Source organism: Agitococcus lubricus, from assembly GCF_003051055.1.
GTDB lineage: Bacteria > Pseudomonadota > Gammaproteobacteria > Pseudomonadales > Moraxellaceae > Agitococcus > Agitococcus lubricus.
Window position 1 is genome coordinate 48,445 of sequence record NZ_QAON01000010.1, and the last position, 22,185, is coordinate 70,629.

Here is a 22,185-nt window from a genome sequence, read left to right on the forward strand (position 1 = left end):
AGCAACGGTTTTAGCAAGGTCTACCTCAACCATGGGCGGTTAATATTTCCATTTCAGTCCATGAAATCTAGATTTTACTACTTAATCGTTATAGAAGTGATAAGGTTGAGAGTTATGAATACCATAAAAAAGGGGAGCTTATGCTCCCCTTTTTACTTTAGCTGGCTATTAACCAAATGCAAAAGCGTCTTTATCTAACTGCATTAACGACTTCGATGGCGACAACATGCTACCTGCATGACCCGCCGCGCGTGGTAACAAACGCTCAAAGTAGAATTCTGCCGTTTGAATTTTTGCTTGATAAAACTCGGCTTGCTCTGCGCCACCGTTAGCTAGTTTTTCATAGGCTACGGCGGCTTGTAATGCCCAGAAATAGGCCATAGTGACATAACCTGAGTACATCAAGAAGTCATTACAGGCGGCACTGACGATGTCGCGGTCTTTGCGTGCTGTTAACATAATACGGGTGGTGAGGTAGTTCCATTGTGCACACAATTTGGTTAAATCCCACACATAACGACGCATTTGTTTGTCACGGGCATGACGACCACAAAACTTGAGCACATCTGCGGTAAAGTCACGGACTGCTTTGCCTTTGCTTTGTAATAATACTTTACGACCCAATAAGTCTAAAGCCTGAATACCCGTTGTGCCTTCGTACAAGGTTGCAATACGCGCATCACGGGCAATTTGTTCCATGCCATGCTCTTTGATATAACCATGACCACCAAACACTTGCATACCGATGTTAGCAGACTCTAAGCCCAACTCGGTTAAGAAGCCTTTGAGAATGGGGGTAAAGAAGCCTAATTTATCATCCCAATATTCGTATTTCTTTTGGTCATTTTCGATGATGCCGTTGGTCATATGGTCTGCGTATTGACTGGCATAATAAATCATCGCACGGCCACCCTCAGCAATCACTTTTTGCGTTAATAACATGCGGCGCACGTCAGCATGATAAATCAACGCATCAGCGATTTGCTCAGGCTCTTTTTTGCCCGATAAAGCGCGCATAGAACGACGCTCTTTAGCATAGGCTAACGCACCTTGGTAGGATAACTCTGCATGTGCCACCCCTTGAACAGCCGTACCAATACGCGCTGTATTCATAAAGGTGAACATGGCCTCTAAGCCTTTGTTGGGTAAGCCAATCAAATAACCTATGGCATTATCAAAATTCATGACACAGGTTGCAGAGGCACGAATCCCCATTTTGTGTTCGATAGAGCCGCAACTGACGGAGTTACGCTCACCAACATTACCTTGCGCATCAGGAATAAATTTTGGCACGATAAATAACGAAATGCCGCGTGTCCCTTTAGGGGCATCGGGCAAACGTGCTAACACGATGTGTACGATGTTTTCGGTTAAATCGTGTTCGCCCGCAGAAATAAAGATTTTAGTACCTGTTAATTTATACGTACCGTCCGCTTGTGGCTCGGCTTTAGTTTTAATTTGACCCAAGTCTGTACCACATTGTGGCTCTGTCAAACACATGGTACCAGACCAGCGACCTTCAACTAAGGGTGGCATATACACATTCTTTTGCGCTTCGTCACCATACTGCATAATGGTGTTCATGCAACCCAAACTTAAACCAGGGTACATGGTGAATGACCAGTTTGCTGTGCCCATCATTTCGGCTTTGATGAGATTTAAGGACATTGGCAAACCTTGACCACCGTATTCGGTTGGGTGCGATAACCCTTGCCAACCACCTGCAACATATTGGTCATAGGCATCTTTAAAGCCTTTAGGTGTCGTCACGACAGAATTATCAAAATGACAACCCTCTAAGTCACCAGACAAATTGATAGGTGCTAAAACCTCTTCACACAGGCGTGCACATTCGCCGACAATGGCATCTACCATATCAGGCGTTGCGTCTGCACCATTACTTAACGTGGTATAGTGTGCAGGAAAATCAAACACTTCATTCATCAAAAAGCGCATATCGCGCAATGGAGCCTTATAAGTCGGCATAAAACACCTCAAAGCGTGGTTATTAAACATAAAATCATCTGATTTTATGGGATGACGCAAGGTCACCGCTTCAGCGTGATTGAATACAGCGGGCAAAACGGTTTTGCTCAGAAAATCCGTTCCGATTAGTGTAAATAGTCTAAAGACTTTTTTATAAAAACCATTGACAGAAGTTGACAATTTTAGCGGCAGTTTGGTGAATATTTCACGCCTGATTGTCTAGGTTTTGTCCCATTAAGACTGATATTGGCCTCAAATCCTCTTTTAGCCGTCAAAAAAATACGTTATATCTGTACGATTGTATTGTAAAAATAATTCCCCTATAGTCAGTAACGTATCCGCTAATCACGCAGTTTGTGCATTAATAAACTGTTTTAAGCCCCCATTCGAGACGACGTCATCTATGGCATTCCATCCCCAATCACAGGCAGGTGCTGCCATTTATACGCCCAGCATACTCAAACTGTATGATTGGTGGGTGCATGGTTTTTCTAATCATTATTTGTGGCAATACCCTACGCAACAGCTACTTGCCACCTATCAACAATATACCAGTCATAACCATCTCGAAGTGGGTGCAGGCACAGGTTTTTTTCTCAAACAAGTACCATTTAGTCTGCTAAACCCCCGTTTAGTGTTAATGGATATCAACGAGCATACCCTACAAGCCGCAACACAGGCGCTCAAACAGTATCAACCTGCGGGGGTATTACACGATATTTTGTTAGCCCCCCCCCTACAACTACCACTTTTTGATTCGATTGCCTTTAATTATGTATGGCATTGTTTACCAAATATCCCCGAAAAAGACCGTGTATTTAGACACTTAAGTCAGTTTTTGACGCCCAATGGCGTGTTATTTGGGGCTACCCTACTTGGACAAGATATATCCTTAACACTTGCCGCACGCACCACCATGCGGATGTACCAAAATAAAGGGATATTTGGTAATCAGCAAGATAATATCCGCCGTTTAGAACATGCATTAAGTCAAGGTTTTTCACGTTATCACATCAAGCAGTACGGCGCAGCAGCCATTTTTTGTGCTTGGCGCTAAGTCATTTTTTATCAACCCACTCTGAGGACTTTATAATGAGCGAATATAATTCTGAATTAGAACAATTCCGCGATATGGTACGTCGCTTTTTAGATAAAGAAATTAAACCATTTTATGAGCAATGGGAAAAAGACGGCATTATGCCGCGCGAAATTTGGCACAAACTGGGCGAAAACGGCCTATTATGTGTAGACCAGCCAGAAGAATATAATGGCATTGGCGCTTCTTATTTGTACGCTTGTGTCATTTTAGAAGAAGTCTCACGTGCTAATTTTGGCTCTTTAGCCACCGCGCTTTCTGTCAATTGTAATATTGCTGCGCCTTATGTACTGCATATTGCCAATGAAGCACAACGCCAATATTGGCTACCCAAAATGGTGACTGGCGACGTTGTCGGTGCGATTGGCATGACCGAACCTGGTGCGGGGTCGGACTTACAAGCTATCCGTACGACCGCCATTCGTAAAGATGACCATTATTTATTAAATGGCTCTAAAACGTTTATTAGTAACGGCCAACATGCGGATTTAGTGATTTTAGCCGCTAAAACCGACCCCGCTGGTGGTGCTAAAGGCGTGAGCTTATTTTTGGTCGATATGAAACTCGCGGGTTGTGCACGTGGCCGTAATCTCGACAAAATGGGCTTACACTCACAAGACACGTCCGAGCTGTTTTTTGATAATGTCAAACTTCCCTTAGACAGTTTATTGGGCGAAGAAGGCAAAGGTTTTGCTTATTTAATGAATGAGCTGCCACGCGAGCGTTTGAATTTAGCCGTATGTGCCGTTGCCTCCTCTGAAGGGTTATTAGCGTCTACTATTGCCTACACTCAAGAACGTAAGGCCTTTGGTCATCCCATTAGTAAATTACAAAATACACGCTTTAGTTTAGCAACGTGTCATACCGACATTGCTATTAATAAAGCCTTTACCGAGCAATGTATTCGTCAATATATGGAAGGTAAATTAGATGCTTCGACGGCAGCAATTGCTAAATTAGCCACCACCGAAATGCAATGCCGTGTTGCAGATGCGTGTTTACAGTTATTTGGTGGTTATGGTTATATGATGGAATACCCTGCGGCACGCGCCTATGTCGATGCGCGTATTCAGCGTATTTACGGCGGCACCAATGAAATTATGAAAGAGGTGATTGCCCGTACTTTAGTTGGACGCTAACACTCTACGTACCAGCTAGGCTGTTGCTAGGCAGCAGCCTGCTGTTTTAATGGCATAAAAAGAGCCATTTAGATACCCTTTTCATGACCAAGGTCTAAAAGGGATTAGCTCCAATTAGCTGCAATAACCCCGTCTAGTTGGCTATGCTGTGCCGTGGTTAAACTGGTTTGCCCCGCAGGTGGTGGCGTCATACCCGCCATTGCTGTAACTAAAGCCTCAACATTACTACTGAGTAAAGTTTTATTACCATCTATCGTCTTGATTTGCTCCGTATGATAAGACGAACCTAAATACCAATTATGAAATACAACTTTATCTGATGTACCAATAATACTGATCTCAAGATTATTGCCTACATGCTTGAACCACAACTGATCGTGCGCAACACTGGTTGCAAACAGCAATATGTCAGTATTACCTGCTGTTGCATCATTTTCAACAATCGTATCAACCGCACCACCACGACTAGCGTTATAAGTATCGCTACCTTTACCGCCAGTCAACACATTATTACTGCTATTGCCATTCAGTGTATCGTTATAAATAGATGCGGTGATTGACTCTATATTTGATATCGTATCTACACCATCTGCTCCTGATGATACCCCTGTTGCCAAATTCACAGTTACAGCACCCGTCGCAGCAGCATAGCTCACAGTATCCGTCCCCGTTCCACCATCAAGCACGTCATCTCCCAAGCCACCAGCCAACACATCATTAGCCCCCATACCATAGAGAGAGTCGTTGCCTGTGCTGCCAGACAATATATTAGCTAAGCTGTTCCCTATAATAGAATCAGCAAAAAATGAGCCAGTAATATTTTCGAAATTAATCAGCGTATCTGTACCATCACCCGAGGCTGTTCCTGCTCCCAAATCCACGACTACTGAGGCAGTAGCGCTACTAAAGCTGACTGTATCCGCACCTGCTCCCCCATTAAGGATGTTATTGCCCGTATTACCCGTAATGATATTGTTGAGTATATTGCCCGTACCATTGATACTTGATGAGCCTGTCAGTGTGAGGTTTTCAAGATAGTCACCAAGGGTATAACTAACACTACTTTGCACTGTATCTATACCACCTGCGTCCACATCCAAATCTTTGATAAAAACATCAAAACCATTTGCTGTGTGGTCATTGGCACTCAAATTATTCGCCTCGCTGGTGAATACCAAGCGCTTATTATCTGCCGAGAATGCTACCGTATATGAGTCATCATTCGCCAAGTTACCTAAACTGTCTGTACTCATTAAAGTTATTTTGCCTGTTTGCAAATCTTTAACAAATACATCTCGCTTACCATTCGTATCATTCGCTACTAAATTGGTAGCACTACTAATAAACGCCACTTTTGTGCCATCTGGCGACAACACCGCGTTCACACAAGAGGCATTCGCCGTTCCACTCTCTCCCGCACTGACACAAGTCACCACACCGCTATTTAGATCCTTCAAATAGATTTGCGATACCCCTGAGTTATCAATCTCATTCGGCGCACTAGAAAATAATATCTTGGTACCATCTGCACTAAAACTGGCACCTTGAACTGAAATATCTGTGTAGTTTTCACCCATAGGGGTAATAACCATCTCTGTATTGTTTGTTAAGTCTTTCAATACGAGTTTAGTATGTGTATAGACGTAATAACTGTCTAAATATTTTTGTGTATACAACACTTTATTGGTGCTAACGGGCGAAAATATCGCAGATCCCGATGCCAGCATTAGCGTTGTCAGTATGGGATGGTAATCATCTGTTGTCACCCGTGATACCGTACTTGTACTCAGGTTTCTGATGAAAATGCCACCATTCGTGATACTGTCGCCCGCAATTGCACTACTATCACTTCTAAACAACACTTCATTACCATTAGCCGAAACAAAAAACTCTTGGGATGCGTCAGACCACGGCATCACATAATCCAATGCCCCTGTACTTAAATTTTTTGCATACAAACCCGTGCTATAGCCTGCGACATTCTTAATTGCAAAATAGACTTTTATCCCATCTGACGAAAATTGGCCTTTCCCAAAAGACCCCAAAATAGGATTACCACTTGCAGAGGTGTTAACCAATGTATATCCACCATTTAGATCTTTTAACATAAGATTGGTCGAACCATTCGGCTGCCCTGCTTGCTGGAATTCATTGCTCACAAAAAGTACTTTTTGACCGTCTAATGTGAATTGACCTCCCCAACTACCTCCCCCAACAGATCCATTTTCAGTTACAGCTGTCGTTGAGTTAGTCGCACTCTTACGCTCATCAACCACATCGCCAACATTATCGACCACATAGGTATCGTTACCCGCTCCACCACGTAAGGTATCCGCACCTGCTCCCCCATTAAGGATGTTATTGCCCGTATTACCCGTAATGATATTGTTGAGTATATTGCCCGTACCATTGATACTTGATGAGCCTGTCAGTGTGAGGTTTTCAAGATAGTCACCAAGGGTATAACTAACACTACTTTGCACTGTATCTATACCACCTGCGTCCACATCCAAATCTTTGATAAAAACATCAAAACCATTTGCTGTGTGGTCATTGGCACTCAAATTATTCGCCTCGCTGGTGAATACCAAGCGCTTATTATCTGCCGAGAATGCTACCGTATATGAGTCATCATTCGCCAAGTTACCTAAACTGTCTGTACTCATTAAAGTTATTTTGCCTGTTTGCAAATCTTTAACAAATACATCTCGCTTACCATTCGTATCATTCGCTACTAAATTGGTAGCACTACTAATAAACGCCACTTTTGTGCCATCTGGCGACAACACCGCGTTCACACAAGAGGCATTCGCCGTTCCACTCTCTCCCGCACTGACACAAGTCACCACACCGCTATTTAGATCCTTCAAATAGATTTGCGATACCCCTGAGTTATCAATCTCATTCGGCGCACTAGAAAATAATATCTTGGTACCATCTGCACTAAAACTGGCACCTTGAACTGAAATATCTGTGTAGTTTTCACCCATAGGGGTAATAACCATCTCTGTATTGTTTGTTAAGTCTTTCAATACGAGTTTAGTATGTGTATAGACGTAATAACTGTCTAAATATTTTTGTGTATACAACACTTTATTGGTGCTAACGGGCGAAAATATCGCAGATCCCGATGCCAGCATTAGCGTTGTCAGTATGGGATGGTAATCATCTGTTGTCACCCGTGATACCGTACTTGTACTCAGGTTTCTGATGAAAATGCCACCATTCGTGATACTGTCGCCCGCAATTGCACTACTATCACTTCTAAACAACACTTCATTACCATTAGCCGAAACAAAAAACTCTTGGGATGCGTCAGACCACGGCATCACATAATCCAATGCCCCTGTACTTAAATTTTTTGCATACAAACCCGTGCTATAGCCTGCGACATTCTTAATTGCAAAATAGACTTTTATCCCATCTGACGAAAATTGGCCTTTCCCAAAAGACCCCAAAATAGGATTACCACTTGCAGAGGTGTTAACCAATGTATATCCACCATTTAGATCTTTTAACATAAGATTGGTCGAACCATTCGGCTGCCCTGCTTGCTGGAATTCATTGCTCACAAAAAGTACTTTTTGACCGTCTAATGTGAATTGACCTCCCCAACTACCTCCCCCAACAGATCCATTTTCAGTTACAGCTGTCGTTGAGTTAGTCGCACTCTTACGCTCATCAACCACATCGCCAACATTATCGACCACATAGGTATCGTTACCCGCTCCACCACGTAAGGTATCCGCACCTGCTCCCCCATTAAGGATGTTATTGCCCGTATTACCCATAATGATATTATTGAGTATATTGCCCGTACCATTGATACTTGATGAGCCTGTCAGTGTGAGAGACTCTAGATTAGCACTCAAAGTATAGGACACGGTCGCAAATACTTTATCTAACCCCTGATTCGAAGATTCAATAATACTATCGGTACTTTGATCGACATAATACGTGTCATTCCCCAAACCTCCAGACATCGTGTCGATACCCAAACCTCCATCCAGTGAATCATCGCCATTAAGACCATACAGAGTGTCTGCATCATGGCTACCAATTAATACATCATCTAAACTCGTACCATACAAAGTTGTCATTATTGCTTTCCTGATTAAATTTTAATTGCATGAGAGAGAAGTACTGTCAAGATAATGTGACAGGCTATCCCTTGCCAGTTTTGTGCTAGTATTTCAAAGAGGCTTTTTATTAAAAATCAATATTTTATAATTTTAATAGCAATTATCCTCTTCAAAATAAGAATATATTATAATAGATTTATTTGTTAGGCAAAATAACAAACTCTATCTTAACACTCCTATGAAAAAATAAACCAAAACTCTATCCATACTAAAATCCAAAGTTTGTTATATTTAAGATAGTATCTAGCTCAGTGCCTTATGAGAATCGTAGTCAAAGCTCAAATGATTTATGTCAACTTTCCCTAAATAATTATCACTGGTGAACACAATAAGGATTTTTAGTCTTATATGAAATTGCGAAGAATTCAACAGTAACTTTTTGTCTAAAAGACCATACAGAAGCCTAGACCCTTTTGTAAAAAAATCACTACAAACCAAATATAGCCTCATCTGCTTAATTGTCGTTTAGATAGGCTCGCAGTAAATAGCAGAGCCAATTACATAGGTCGGTTTTAGGGAAATTAAATCTCTATATCATCAAATGATTGCATTTGCACAAAACATCAGCAGATTTAGTGTAGCCGTTTCTCTATTATCCCGCTAAAGTAATCTCAACAAGAATAACGAGAGGTGTGTGATGCGTAGCTTGGCTTTCTCTGCAATCAGTCTATGCCTATTGCTGTTATGTACAACACCTAGCTATGCAGACGATGAGCTTTCCGAATTCCAATCCAAATTAACTAATGAATGGACCCTCGTTAAAAACGACCGCCTACGCAACATCAAAACCTATGCTAAACAAGAAGATGGCAGACGCTTTCGTTCGTTCAAAGTCGAAGCAACCATGAATAGCACAATGGAAACGATTGCACGGGTTCTATTAGATTTTGAAAGTTATAAAAAATGGTGGTGGGAAGTCCGCGATGTACGTTTAATACGTAAAGACTCACCAACCGAGTATTTTGTCTACATGGTACATCGTGCGCCGTATGGCTTACCTGACCGCGATGTCATTCTACATGTCGTCATTGAGCCTCAGAGCAAAACCCAAAAATTTATCAGCCTAAAAGTACGCGCTAATACCGAGCTTCTGCCCTTAAAACCACCTCTCATTCGTATGGAAGCCGAAGACATGGTGGTCAAATTTACCCCCCTGCCAGAAAATCGCTTACTCATTGAAGCACAAGGCTATGTTGACCCAGGTGGACGTGTACCTGCATGGGCGAATAACTTTATCCAACGTAGCGCCCCCTATAGCATTTTATTGGGCTTACAACGCATGGCGCAACTTGACGAATATCGCGAAAGTCATACCGCTCTTCCCTTCCCTATTGACAGTACCCCTGAGTAACCGCTTAGTTTCTCAGGTGGCTAAATTGCTTTTTTACAATTTAGACCTAATCTTGTTATAGAGAGGGGATTATCTGTTTAAGACCGTATCCCGTTGTTGTGTAGAAAATCCCCCAATACGAGATGTTAGATTACTAACTTGGGTGCAATGTTTTAGCAATGCATCATGACCACAGAAGGATAGGGTCTGTTGACGTTTTGATTGTGGTTGCGAAAGAAGCTATTTTTGAGAGGATACGCGGCGTAAATCGCGTGATTGGGTGATTCCCAATAAGCGATGAACAACAAAGCAGCCTCAAAAAATCGTTCTTTCCCTTTGGGTTGCGTTAAAAATTGACTCATTCTGCGTTACAAAACTTGCCCATAGAATCACTATTGGCTACGTCTTGTGCCTTGTCTGAGACAATTTTTATCAGCAACGCGGTTCACACGTAAAACGTCAACAAACCCTAATCTCGACGTTAATAATAATAACCGTTGTAGTCTTTATGCTTTCTATACCACCCATAAAAGACTATCTTCAAAGAGCGGAGTGTTGTATGCGTATCCCGAAAAAACTGCTTGTCTTACCCCTATCATTATTAATCTTTCATGCACCTGCGCAAGCAGCTAAAGACGATGATTTAGATGAACTACAAACCAAACTCAGTAACCAATGGACATTGGTTAAAAATGACCAACGTCATGGCTTAAAAACCTATGCTAAACAAGAAGATGGTAAACGCTTTCGCTCATTCAAAGTAGAAGCAGTCATGGACGGCTCGATGGAAACCTTCCTACGAATGATTACTGATTTTGATAACTACAAAAAATGGTCATGGCAAGCTCTAGACTCTAAGCTCCTCAAAAAAGTTTCCCCCACAGAGTATTATTTTTATGTCACCCATGACGCGCCCTACGGTGTGCCCGACCGTGATGTAGCCTTGCGTATGGTGTTAGAGCCTCAAGCGCCCAACAAACCGTATATGACAGTCAAAATCAACGCAGTTCCAGACTATATTCCAGAACGTCCGCCATACGTCAGAATGCAGGCCGAAGATATGACCTGTCGAGTCACCCCACTACCTAATGGTAAACTCTTGGTCATCAATGAAGGCTATGTTGACCCAGGTGGCAATATGGCGTCATGGGCGATTAACTTTGTCCAACGAAACGGCCCTTATACCACCCTTTTAGGGATGCGTCGTATGCTGCAACAAGAGGAATTAGTCAACGCCAAAACCCCCTTACCGTTTGCAGTTTTTAATGTAGATAATTTGCCTTAGCCTATTTGACAAGGTCAGCGATGTTGCCAAGTGTGATAGCACTATCGACTTGGTAAATCGCTTCCTAAAAACCTAGTAATTAGCTCAACAATCGGCTATGTTAACTCTGTACGCGCGAGTTAAGCACTAAGCAAACATACATCCATCATAACTATCGCTTTCGCTCAGCACATACATACTCGCCCGTTGGGTTAGCGTATGGCACACAATAGCCATTTAACTCATCACAAACGTGTAGCTAAGCTCCTTCATTACTGTTTGGTATTAGGACAATGCCTCTATTTTCATCTTATTTCGCAAAGCTCAAAATTTATCTTATTTGTTTAGCTAGCCTGATAACATACCAAACAGTCTATGCTAAAGAATACAATAGCTTAGATGAATTTCGGCCTATGCTGAGTAATGAATGGCAATTGGTTAAACATGACCGTCAGCGCCATATCAAAACCTATACTAAACGAGAAGACGATAAAGCGATTCGCTCATTTAAGGTCGAAGGCCTACTTAAAACCAAACTCTCCACACTGACACGGGTTTTAATGGATTTTGAGAATTACAGCGATTGGTATTGGGAGGTGATTGAATCTAAACTCATCAAACAAGTATCGCCCACAGAATATTATTTGTATTTGGTGCATCGTGCACCGTATGGTATTCCTAACCGTGATGTGATTTTGCATGCCATCGTCAGCCCACAAACGGATACTCAAAACTATATACTGCTCACGGTGAAAGCCGCACCCGAGATGCTGCCCATCCAGCCCAAATTAGTGCGTATGCCTGCCGAGAACATGACGATTAAATTCACCCCCTTAAGCCAAGAAGTAGTACAAATTGAGGCAGAAGGCTATATAGACCCTGGTGGACAAGTGCCTGCATGGGATGCCAATTTAATTCAACGTAACGCACCATACAGCGTCACCTTAGGCTTACAACGGATGACCTTACAAGACCGTTACCTACACAATCATCGGGAATTACCGTTTAGAGTGTATGACAACCATAATTTACCTTGACATCAGCACAACTCGCTACACAATAGCATCAACCACCGTTTTGACCACAACACAGCACAAACCGTTATGATAATAATTTACAGGCCGTGTTTTTAGACTAGGACAAGAAGAATGGTAAAAAAACTACTCTACGCAGCATTAACCAGTTGTCTGCTGCTGACTGCCACCCCCAGTATAGCCGAAGATGACTTAGAGGATTTTCGTAGTCAACTCACTAATCAATGGCAACTGGTCAAAAACGACCGTATGCGTAATATTAAAGCCTACGCGCGATTAGAAGACGGTAAACGTTATCGCTCTTTTAAGGTGGAGGCTGTTTTAGATACTACTGTTGAATCCTTAGCGCGTGTCTTACTCGATTTTGATAATTATACGCGCTGGTTTTGGAAAACCCGCGAGTCTAAACTCATCAGACAAAACTCATCTACTGAGTATTTTGTCTACATGGTACATGATGCGCCTTATGGCCTGCCCGACCGCGATACCGTCATCAAAGGGACAATCGAACCACAAAGCAAAAACAAACCGTACTTAACCTTAAAAGTGACTGCTGTGCCCGATATGCTGCCTGCCAAACCCCCCTTAGTAAGGATGGTTGCCGAGGAAATGTCGATTAAATTTACACCTCTCCCCGATAACCAAGTCGAAATGATTACCGAGGGATATTTTGACCCTGGTGGAGTCGTACCGGCATGGGCAGCAAACTTTGTCCAACGTAATGCCCCATATGCGGTATTATTAGCTTTACAGCGTATGACGCAAAAAGACGAATACTTACACAGCAAACAGCCCTTGCCATTCCCCATTTATAACTATAATGAATTACCATAGTCGGCCATTTATGTGATGAATTGCACAAATGACGCTTTACTTTATTGATAAAGCCATTTATTTTTTGGCCGTTTTAGTTTCTGATAGTGGGTCTGTTTAACCAACAGACCTTGAACGTCCACAGGCTTATCTTACATCGCTGATGAAAATACCATAACGTCTAGCGTAGAGACAGATAACCGCCTTGTGGCTATAAACAACATGTCTATTACAGGCCATCACAATAAGCCAGACATTAGTAATCTATTGAGACAACACACACGGTCTTAATAACATCATAATAACTGTAATAGCATTAATTAACAGGAAGCCCTTATGTCATTCGTCCTTTCCCGCTTTAGCGCATTATTATGCGCTTTTTGGTTGGTGCTCAGCAGTACCAGCGTTTATGCTGACAAAAACGAGCTCGATGATTTACGTTCACAAGTGGGACGTGATTGGGTACTCGTGAAAAATGACCGTCTACGTAATATTAAAACCTATGTACGCTTAGAAGATGGTAAACAATATCGTTCGTTTAAGGTGGAAGCCATTCTAGATTGTACCGTGGACGCCTTAGCGCATGTGTTATTAGATTTTGATAATTATACCAAATGGTATTGGAAAACCCGTGAATCCCGTCTATTAGAACAAAAATCAGCGACCGAATACATTGTTTACATGGTGCACGAAGCCCCGTATGGCATCCCCGACCGTGATGTGGTGATTAAAGGCGTGATTGAACCACAAACCAAAACTAAACGTGCCTTAACCTTAAAAGTGAGTGCTTTTCCAGAATACTTACCACCTAAACCGCCCTTAGTGCGTATGCCTGCCGAAGACATGAGTGTTAAGTTTTCGCCATTACCCAATAATCGTATTCAGTTAGAAGCTGAAGGCTATTTTGATGCAGGTGGTACTGTGCCTGCATGGGCAGCTAATTTTGTGCAACGCAGCGCGCCCTATTCTGTCGTCTTGGGTTTACAACGTATGGTGTCTTTAGATGAATACCGTAAGTCTAAAAAAGCATTGGCTTTCCCAATTTACGATTACGATGACTACAAATAATCGATATAGCTTAAGTTTGATACTCCGTGGATAGCCGTCACACCACTATCCTGAGTCATCGAAAGGGCGCAATTATTGCGCCCTCGTTTTTAGCTGGTCACGCTGCACACTTATTAAGATTCGTTGACATTTTAGGTCTGAGCCGTCATCAAAACATCAACAGCTTCTATAACTCTGTACGTATTTCGGCTAACAGTTTGGCTGTTGGCACACGTATGCCACGCCAAATAAAAAAGCTCTCTGCCGCCTGTTCTATCAACATACCCAAGCCATCTTGTATTTGCGCCCCCTCCGCTTTTGCCCACGCTAAAAAGGGTAAGTCTTTTTTACCATACGCCATATCATACGCACAGGCATTAGCCGCTAATATACCGCGTGCCAAGGGTAAGGATTCACCTGATAACGACGCGGATGAGCCATTAATGATAATATCCACGCTGTCTGCTTGTAACTCAGAAAATGCCAGTGCTTGTATATGACCGTATGGCTTAAACAGCTCAGCCAATGCCTGTGCCTTAGCGGGTGTCCGATTACAAATACTTAAACTGGCAGGCTGTGCCGCTAATAATACGCCCAACACACCACGCACTGCGCCACCAGCCCCCACGACTAAAATACGCTTATTGGCTAACTGCCAGCCCAAGTTCTGAGTGATGTCACGGACTAAACCTGTACCATCGGTATTATCACCATATAAACGACCGTCTTTTCCTTTCATTAAGGTATTGACTGCCCCTGCTTGCTGTGCACGCAAGGATAACACCTCACTTAAGGCATAGGCCTGTTCCTTAAAGGGCAAGGTCACATTTAAGCCTTTAGCCTCTGGCTGCGCAAAAAACTGCGCTACGGTCAGGCTAAAGTTATCTAATGGCGACAAAATAGCCTCATAACTTAAATCTTGCAGTGTACTGGCCGCAAAAGCGCGATGAATACGGGGGGAGCGACTATGGCCTATAGGATTGCCAATCACGGCATAACGGTCTGTCATTAAGCCACCCAATCACGTGCGGGTAAAAAATCTTGATAAAAACGGGCCTCTACAGAATCAGGCGCTGGTTGATAATCATATTGCCACGCCACCAAATTAGGTAAAGACATTAAAATAGACTCCGTACGACCACCCGTTTGTAAGCCAAAAATCGTGCCGCGGTCATAAACTAAATTAAACTCAACATAACGACCACGACGATAAAGTTGAAATTGACGCTCTCGCTCACCATAAGGCATTTCTTTACGTTTGGCTAAAATAGGACGATAGGCCTTGATATAGCCCATACCCACCGCGCGTATAAAGGCAAAACAGGCGTCAAAGCCCCATTCGTTGAGGTCATCAAAAAATAGACCACCGATGCCGCGTGCTTCTTGACGATGTTTAAGATAAAAATAGTCGTCACACCATTTTTTATAGCGTGGATATACCTCCTCGCCAAATGGCTGGCACACATCTTTTGCCATTTGATGCCATGTTTGGCAATCTTCGACAAACCCATAATACGGGGTCAAATCAAAACCACCCCCTACCCACCAAACGGGGGCTTCGCCCTCTTTTTCAGCGACAAAAATACGCACGTTAGCATGTGAGGTCGGGGCATAGGGATTACGCGGATGAATGACTAAAGATACGCCCATCGCTTGAAAAGAGCGTCCTGCTAATTCGGGACGGTGTGCAGTTGCCGAAGGTGGTAATTTTCCACCATAAACATGGGAAAAATTAACCCCGCCTTTCTCAATCACTGCGCCATTCTCCAACACGCGAGAACGCCCACCGCCACCTTCTGCACGCTGCCATGTATCCTCTCTAAACGCCGCAGAGCCATCCTCTTCTGCTAATTGTTGGCAAATATGGTCTTGCAACGACAATAAAAAGTCTTTAACGGCAGCTAAGTCAAGCTCTGATGCAGACATAATCAAGCCTCTTGAGATAATGATGTAAAAATTAGGAACTATTGAGCTAAGGTGCGCCTCAATAGTCAAAGATACGAGTTTAGGATGGTCGTAAAATAGCACCTGTACGCGCATCACGAATTTGACTAGGCTTCGTCAAACCACCTAATGCGGCTGGAAAGATATAGTCTACCCCATTACCAAATACACTTACAATTTGTAGGGGATTTTTTGCTGTTTTTTTACCCGCCAAGTTAGCACTCGTCGAAATAATCACCCCACCAAAGGCATGACATAAGGCTTGTACGGGGGGATGTGCACTGACACGAATCGCCACACTTAAATGTTCGCCGCGAATCCAAATAGGAAAACTAGGGTCAACAGGGACAACCCATGTTTTTGCGGCTGGCCATGAGTTGATAACCGTTTGCCGTTCTTCGGCTGTCAATAAGGTTAAATAGGGTTCTGCTTGGGCGATGGAGCCTGCAATTAAAATCAGTCCTTTGGTCATGGGGCGTTGTTTAAGTGCCAATAAGCGTTCCACCGCTTGCTGATTATAGGGGTCACAACCTAAGCCCCAGACGGCTTCGGTAGGATAGGCTAATACCCCACCTTGTTTTAAGACTGAAACTGCACTACGTAAATGAATCGGTGAAAGATATGCCATGACTTACCTTTATTTTAGCTGCTCATAACCACCCGCTACGGTAGCAATTCTGCCTGCTAATTCCAACTCCATTAACAAATTCGCTAAGGTTGCTGCATGCCAATTCCCCTGTTCCATCAAGGCATCAAAAGACTGTACTTGCCAACCCAACGTAGCCAACACTTGCTGGGCTTCTGTGCTGATAACATCCTCTGACAATTGCGGCTCTTGACTTGCAGACGTGGGATGAAACTGTGCTAAACAGCCACCAATTTCCTCTAAAATATGAATAGGCTCTTCAACTAAGGTAGCTCCCTGCCGAATCAAAGCATGACAGCCTCTGGCTTGGACATTAAACACCGAACTGGGAATTGCCCATACCTCACGATTTTGTTCGGCTGCCAACTGTGCCGTAATTAAAGAGCCACTTTCCAACGCCGCCTCTACCACTAAAACGCCCATACTCAAGCCACTGATAATCCGATTACGACGTGGAAAATGGTAGTTTAATGGGGCGGTAAAGGGTAAAAACTCCGAGATAAGCACCCCTTCCTGTGCCACAATATTTGCTGCCAAGCGTTTATGCTGTCGAGGATAGATATGGGCTAAGCCAGTGCCTAATACCGCCACCGTCATGCCTTGAGCTTCTAAAGCGGCTTGATGTGCAATACCATCTATGCCCAGTGCTAAACCACTGGTAATTGCCAAACCCTGACTCGCCAAGACCTGAGCAAATTGCGCGGCTAGTTGTTGCCCTGCTTGTGTCGGACGACGTGTCCCCACCATCGCAATTTGTGGCCAAGACAACGCAGACAAATTACCCTGACAAAATAATAAGGGCGGAGCATTGGCGATTTCTTTGAGTAACGGCGGATAGAGGGCATCGTCTGTCAGTAACAGAGAGATGTGTTGCTGCTGGCAATAGTCGGCACTACGGCAAATATCAAGATAGACATCGCCTGTTTGCCTTTGCCATGCCGATAAAAGGGCAAGTATCTTGTCTGAACACCCCAACGGCTGCCACTCTGCCGTACCCGCGCGTAAAGCATGCTCAGGAGAGCCGAATTGCTTAATCAGTTTTGTCCATAGCGAACACGATTGCTGAACAATATGCCATAAAGCCAGTGCATGGTATGGTGCATCTAACATGTATCATCCTTAATACAAAAGGGCTGTCATGGTAGACAGCCCTATAAACGCGAGTACTTATGTGTTCACTGATGAGGGATTAATCACCACTGACAGGGGGACGAATTTCATCACCCACGGTCACAGGGACGGCAGCTTTTAAGACAATCGCATAACTGACTTTGTCAAAGGTTCTAAATACCATCGCTAAGCCTGCACGCTCAGAAGGTAAACGAATCAATTCGTCTTTTACGCGGTCGCGTATCACTTCCCCACGTTGATAAATTGCAAAAGTATGACCTTGAGTCACGCCATCACGCTCACCGCGGTTTAATACAATCACACTGTTTAATCCGCCATTCACTAAAGAAGACAAAATCCGAATAATACGTCCTGATTTGACGTTTACAGGATTACTGGGATAAAAAATAGGGGTGATTTGACGCTCATCATTAACAAACACACGGTCTTCAATACGTACTTCTTGGGTACTGCGTGTCAGCTGTAAATTAAAGACATCGCCGTTTTGCGCGGTGATATTGCCCGAGGCAATGTCTTCGGCTTCGTAACCTAAAGGTTCTTTGGTGTCAGGGTCATCATAGCGTAAGCCTTTACGATACACCCCCACACTTTGGCCTAACTCTAAGGCTTTACCCCGTACATAGACGGTGTCACCTTGGCCGCTAATTACCCGTTTATTTGCGCCAGACAAGACATAAGGCGCTTTTTTGAAATCATCTGCCTCTAATACACGGTTATCACTTAAATAAGCACGAATCGCTTGTAAGGGAATAGCAGGAATGGCAACACTGAGTTCTTCGGAACGAATTTGCGGCGATAGTTTTAAGGAGCCGTCGCCTGTTGCTGTTGCACGGTTATTGAAATTAGCAATCACTTCATCACAACCACCGCCTGTATCTACCGCAACGACCGCACGTTGTTCAATGCGACACAACACCAGTTTATCGCCTGGAAAGATAAGGTGTGGGTTACGGATTTGCTGATTGGCTTGCCAAATTTCTGGCCAACGCCAAGGGTCTTGTAAATAACGGTTGGCAATATCCCATAAGGTATCGCCTTTTTTGACCGTATAACGCTCAGGCGCTGTCTGTTTGACGTCGACAGGCTTTGTATCCGCCTGTGTAGAAACACTAAACACTGCACCAGCTAATGCTGCTATTAATACCAATTTTTTCATTATCAATTCCCTTCTTGGCGGGACTTATGGTCGCAAGTTAACAAGGCCGCTATAATAGACAAAGAATCACGGCGTTCAACGTATACGGCCAACGTTGGTTAAGATTGGAGTATACTTACTCTCAAGCAAAAAACACGTTGAACCCCTTTTTATGTAAGCCTGAAGATATCTTTGGCTCAATAAACGCACTTTTACAACAAGCTCAAGAGCTTAGCAAGCATTGTTGTAATTTAACAGCAGGTAATTCGCATTATGGCAAAACTTCCAATTTTGCACTTTCCTGACCCTCGTTTAAGAACGAAGGCCAAACCTGTGTCGGTTGTGGATGATAACATCCGCCAACTGGCTAATGATATGCTAGAAACGATGTATGATGCACCTGGAATTGGTTTGGCAGCATCACAAGTGAATCACCATATTCGTTTAGTGGTGATTGATATTAGCGAAGATAAAAGCCAACCCTTAATATTTATCAACCCCGAAATTACCCCTCTCACCGACGAAAAAGCACCTTATGAGGAGGGCTGTCTGTCTGTGCCGAGTGTTTACGACACCATAGACCGCCCCAAACGCATTTTAGTCAAGGCTTTAGATGTCAATGGTCAACCCTTTCAGCTTGAGGCTGACGGTTTACTCGCCGTTTGTCTACAGCACGAGCTTGACCATTTGGAGGGTAAACTGTTTGTCGATTATTTGTCGCCATTAAAACGACAACGTATCAAAACCAAATTACAGAAAATGCAAAAACAACAGGCGTGATTCGGTAGCACCGCACCCTGAGTTTTTTGTTATTATTGAACACAACTGATTGATGGGTTGAGACAACCCATCCTACATGTCTGAGGTTTATTTTCTTGGCCAGTCCCCTGCGTATCCTCTTTGCTGGTACACCTGTCTTTGCGGCAGAATCTTTACGTGCAATCTTACATACTCAACATGAAGTCGTTGGCGTTTATACCCAACCAGACCGCCCTGTGGGTCGTGGCCGAGAACTCAAACCCAGCCCTGTGAAAGAACTAGCCCTCGCTCGTCAGCTTCCTATTTTTCAGCCAGCTTCTTTACGTGATAGCCAAGCTCAAGCCGAATTAGCGGAATTAGATGCCGATATTATGGTGGTCGCCGCTTATGGTTTAATTTTACCTAAAGCCGTCCTTAATACCCCTCGTTTGGGTTGTATTAACGTTCATGGTTCTTTGTTACCGCGTTGGCGTGGTGCTGCGCCCATTCAACGCGCAATTTTGACAGGTGACAAAGAAACTGGCATCACCATTATGCAAATGGATGAAGGTTTGGACACAGGTGCAATGCTTTATAAAATGGCTTGTCCTATTTCTGAGCATGATACCTCTGCCAGTTTACATGACCGCTTAGCTCTGCTGGGTGGTGATGCTTTATTGACGGTACTAGAGGCGATTGAACACGATGAACCCTTTGCACCCGAAGCCCAAGATAATCAATTAGCCACGTATGCCGCAAAACTGACAAAAGAAGAAGGCTTAATTAATTGGTCTTTATCTGCGCTACAAATTAGTCGCGCGATTCGTGCGTTTAATCCGTGGCCTGTTTGTTATACCACGGCTCAAGGCCAAACCATTCGACTTTGGCAAGGCCACCGTGTTCATGGTCAGCAAACTACTGCCCCTGCGGGTATGATTATTAAAGCCGATAAACAAGGTTTGTGGGTGGCCGCTGGCGATGGTGAGGTCATTGCGATTGACACCTTACAGTTGCCTAATGGTAAAGCCTTGGCGTTTAATGACGTCCTCAATTCACGTAAAGAGTTGTTCCAAGTGGGGACGAGCTTAGGCCGACCCGCATGAAGCCGTTGAATATACGTGCTTTAGCCGCACAAGCGATAATGCCTGTGATTGCACAAGGTATGTCGCTTAATCAATCATTACCTGCCATTCAACAACGCTGTGCAGAACGAGACCGCCCACTGCTACAAAGCTTGGTATATGGGACAGTGCGTGAATGGTTTTATTTACAAGCTCTCATTAAACGTTTAGTGCCTAAACCGATTAAAGAAGACGCTGCTTTAGTGGTATTAAGTCTGGGCTTATACCAATTATTACGCACACGTGTCCCCACGCATGCCGCGATTGGCGAAACAGTAGAAGCCTGCAAACAATTAGGTTTTAACGCACAAGCTGGCTTTGTTAATGCGGTATTACGCCGCTTTAGCCAAGAACACGAAAATCTGTGTACACAAGTGACACATGAACAACACGCTCACCCTCATTGGTTGGTAAAACAACTCCGCAAAGACTGGCCCAAAGCGGTTGAGCAAATTTTAGCGGCCAACAATCACCCTGCTGCTCTGACTTTACGCGTGAATCAGCGCAAAATCAGCCGTGAAGCGTATTTAGCCTTATTAGCAGAACAACAAATTGCCGCCGAAGTTTGTCAGTTTTCGCCTGTCGGTGTACGTCTTAGCGAATTACACGATGTCACCCGTTTGCCTTTATATGCCGAAGGTGGATTTTCGGTGCAAGATGAATCCGCTCAACTCGCCGCCTTATTATTAAATCCTGCACCCCATTCAGTAGTGTTGGATGCCTGTGCTGCGCCTGCGGGCAAAACCGCACACTTGTTAGAACAAGCGGATTATCAATTACTGATGGCGATTGATAGCGAAGCACAACGTGTACAGCGTATGCACGAAAATCTTAGCCGTTTACAACTCAATTTTCCTTATGTACAGGTATTAAAGGCTGATGCTAGCCGCCCAGATACATGGGCAAATCATCAACAATTCGATGCGATTTTATTAGATGCCCCTTGTACGGCAACAGGCGTTATTCGTCGTCACCCCGATATTAAATTATTACGTAAAGCCACCGACGTAGAACAAACCGTTGACTTACAACGGCAAATTTTACGGGCTTTGTGGCCAACCCTCAAAGTCGGTGGCCGCTTGTTATATGCGACTTGCTCGGTATTAAAAGCAGAAAACGAATATCAAATTAAAGCCTTTTTACAAGACACACCTAATGCTAAAGAAATTCCACTCAAAGGCTATTGGGGGGATGCACGCACCCACGGTCGGCAAATTTTGCCCAAAATTAAGGGCGGTGATGGCTTTTATTATGCCTTGTTAGAAAAAACGGCTTAACTATGTTTTTACTGATTGAAATTGGCTTTATCGTTTTAGTCTTTGGCGGACTTGCCTTGTTGGTATGGTACAAAAGCCGCGATACCGAGTAAGATTAGCTGATAGATTGCCTGTGAACGGTTTACAGGCTTCAAACGAAGCCGTCGGCAAGCAGTATGCGCCCTTGTTTCCCCTAAGCCTCAGCCTCAGGATTCGTTTTGAGGCGAACTTGTTGCTCTTTGCGTGTTTGGAGTAAGCAAAATAAAACCCCATCAGCGACACAGAGTCCGCACTAAAATGACGACAGACAGCCTCAAAAAATCTGTTAATATCGGGTAGATTCCACCGCATTGGAGAGCATGT

General features: G+C 43.7%; 17 protein-coding genes. 10 read left to right on the top strand and 7 right to left on the bottom strand.

All coding sequences use genetic code 11. The features are described from left to right. Positions 1-168: 168 nt before the first annotated feature. Positions 169-1,986: an acyl-CoA dehydrogenase C-terminal domain-containing protein gene (locus tag C8N29_RS10690; RefSeq protein WP_107866054.1), complete on the bottom strand. Its 1,818-nt coding sequence runs from the start codon at positions 1,984-1,986 to the stop codon at positions 169-171. 403 nt (positions 1,987-2,389) lie between these two features. On the opposite strand from C8N29_RS10690, the gene C8N29_RS10695 reads away from it, so the two are divergent. Both C8N29_RS10695 and C8N29_RS10700 read left to right on the top strand, forming a co-directional pair. Next, positions 2,390-3,043, top strand: coding sequence for a class I SAM-dependent methyltransferase (locus C8N29_RS10695; protein WP_107866055.1), 654 nt, complete (start codon positions 2,390-2,392; stop codon positions 3,041-3,043). Between the two features lie 35 nt (positions 3,044-3,078). Further along, positions 3,079-4,221: an acyl-CoA dehydrogenase family protein gene (locus tag C8N29_RS10700; protein WP_107866056.1), complete on the top strand. Its 1,143-nt coding sequence runs from the start codon at positions 3,079-3,081 to the stop codon at positions 4,219-4,221. 104 nt (positions 4,222-4,325) lie between these two features. Here C8N29_RS10700 and C8N29_RS10705 read toward each other — a convergent pair whose 3' ends face one another. Beyond that, the gene (locus tag C8N29_RS10705) at positions 4,326-8,321 is read right to left on the bottom strand and encodes a calcium-binding protein (protein WP_107866057.1); all 3,996 of its coding nucleotides are present in this window, start codon (positions 8,319-8,321) and stop codon (positions 4,326-4,328) included. A gap of 676 nt (positions 8,322-8,997) precedes the next feature. On the opposite strand from C8N29_RS10705, the gene C8N29_RS10710 reads away from it, so the two are divergent. From C8N29_RS10710 to C8N29_RS10730, 5 genes are all read left to right on the top strand, one after another. Beyond that, the gene (locus C8N29_RS10710; RefSeq protein ID WP_146164453.1) at positions 8,998-9,714 is read left to right on the top strand and encodes an SRPBCC family protein; all 717 of its coding nucleotides are present in this window, start codon (positions 8,998-9,000) and stop codon (positions 9,712-9,714) included. A 538-nt stretch (positions 9,715-10,252) separates the two neighbouring features. Further along, positions 10,253-10,978 carry an START domain-containing protein gene (locus C8N29_RS10715; RefSeq protein ID WP_170106963.1) on the top strand — a complete coding sequence of 242 codons (726 nt, stop codon included), beginning with the start codon at positions 10,253-10,255 and terminating at the stop codon, positions 10,976-10,978. Between the two features lie 392 nt (positions 10,979-11,370). Then, the gene (locus tag C8N29_RS10720) at positions 11,371-11,994 is read left to right on the top strand and encodes an SRPBCC family protein (protein ID WP_107866060.1); all 624 of its coding nucleotides are present in this window, start codon (positions 11,371-11,373) and stop codon (positions 11,992-11,994) included. A gap of 111 nt (positions 11,995-12,105) precedes the next feature. Further along, positions 12,106-12,825: an SRPBCC family protein gene (locus C8N29_RS10725; protein WP_107866061.1), complete on the top strand. Its 720-nt coding sequence runs from the start codon at positions 12,106-12,108 to the stop codon at positions 12,823-12,825. Between the two features lie 315 nt (positions 12,826-13,140). Then, positions 13,141-13,872 carry an SRPBCC family protein gene (locus tag C8N29_RS10730; protein ID WP_107866062.1) on the top strand — a complete coding sequence of 244 codons (732 nt, stop codon included), beginning with the start codon at positions 13,141-13,143 and terminating at the stop codon, positions 13,870-13,872. Positions 13,873-14,038: 166 nt separating this feature from the next. Here C8N29_RS10730 and aroE read toward each other — a convergent pair whose 3' ends face one another. The 5 genes from aroE to C8N29_RS10755 form a co-directional block, all read right to left on the bottom strand. Beyond that, positions 14,039-14,860, bottom strand: coding sequence for a shikimate dehydrogenase (gene aroE / locus C8N29_RS10735; RefSeq protein WP_107866063.1), 822 nt, complete (start codon positions 14,858-14,860; stop codon positions 14,039-14,041). Further along, complete coding sequence (gene hemF / locus C8N29_RS10740) at positions 14,860-15,780, bottom strand: oxygen-dependent coproporphyrinogen oxidase (protein ID WP_476726620.1); 921 nt, start codon at positions 15,778-15,780, stop codon at positions 14,860-14,862. The genes aroE and hemF overlap by 1 nt, the downstream gene beginning before the upstream one ends. 76 nt (positions 15,781-15,856) lie before the next feature. After that, positions 15,857-16,423, bottom strand: a complete 567-nt coding sequence (gene tsaC, locus C8N29_RS10745; protein ID WP_107866065.1) for an L-threonylcarbamoyladenylate synthase type 1 TsaC — start codon at positions 16,421-16,423, stop codon at positions 15,857-15,859. Positions 16,424-16,432: 9 nt separating this feature from the next. Further along, positions 16,433-17,551, bottom strand: coding sequence for a DNA-processing protein DprA (gene dprA / locus C8N29_RS10750; protein ID WP_107866066.1), 1,119 nt, complete (start codon positions 17,549-17,551; stop codon positions 16,433-16,435). 79 nt (positions 17,552-17,630) lie between these two features. Continuing rightward, entirely contained in the window at positions 17,631-18,728 is a 1,098-nt protein-coding gene (locus C8N29_RS10755; protein WP_107866067.1) for a LysM peptidoglycan-binding domain-containing protein, read from the bottom strand. A 252-nt stretch (positions 18,729-18,980) separates the two neighbouring features. Between C8N29_RS10755 and def the strand changes: the two genes are divergently transcribed. The 3 genes from def to rsmB all read left to right on the top strand — a co-directional run bounded on the left by def (position 18,981) and on the right by rsmB (position 21,843). After that, positions 18,981-19,487 (top strand): peptide deformylase, encoded by a 507-nt coding sequence (gene def / locus C8N29_RS10760; RefSeq protein WP_107866068.1) that lies wholly within the window; start codon positions 18,981-18,983, stop codon positions 19,485-19,487. A gap of 107 nt (positions 19,488-19,594) precedes the next feature. Continuing rightward, the gene (fmt, locus tag C8N29_RS10765; protein ID WP_239987100.1) at positions 19,595-20,548 is read left to right on the top strand and encodes a methionyl-tRNA formyltransferase; all 954 of its coding nucleotides are present in this window, start codon (positions 19,595-19,597) and stop codon (positions 20,546-20,548) included. Further along, positions 20,545-21,843, top strand: coding sequence for a 16S rRNA (cytosine(967)-C(5))-methyltransferase RsmB (gene rsmB / locus C8N29_RS10770; protein ID WP_107866070.1), 1,299 nt, complete (start codon positions 20,545-20,547; stop codon positions 21,841-21,843). Before fmt ends, rsmB begins: the two co-directional genes overlap by 4 nt. Positions 21,844-22,185 lie beyond the last annotated feature (342 nt).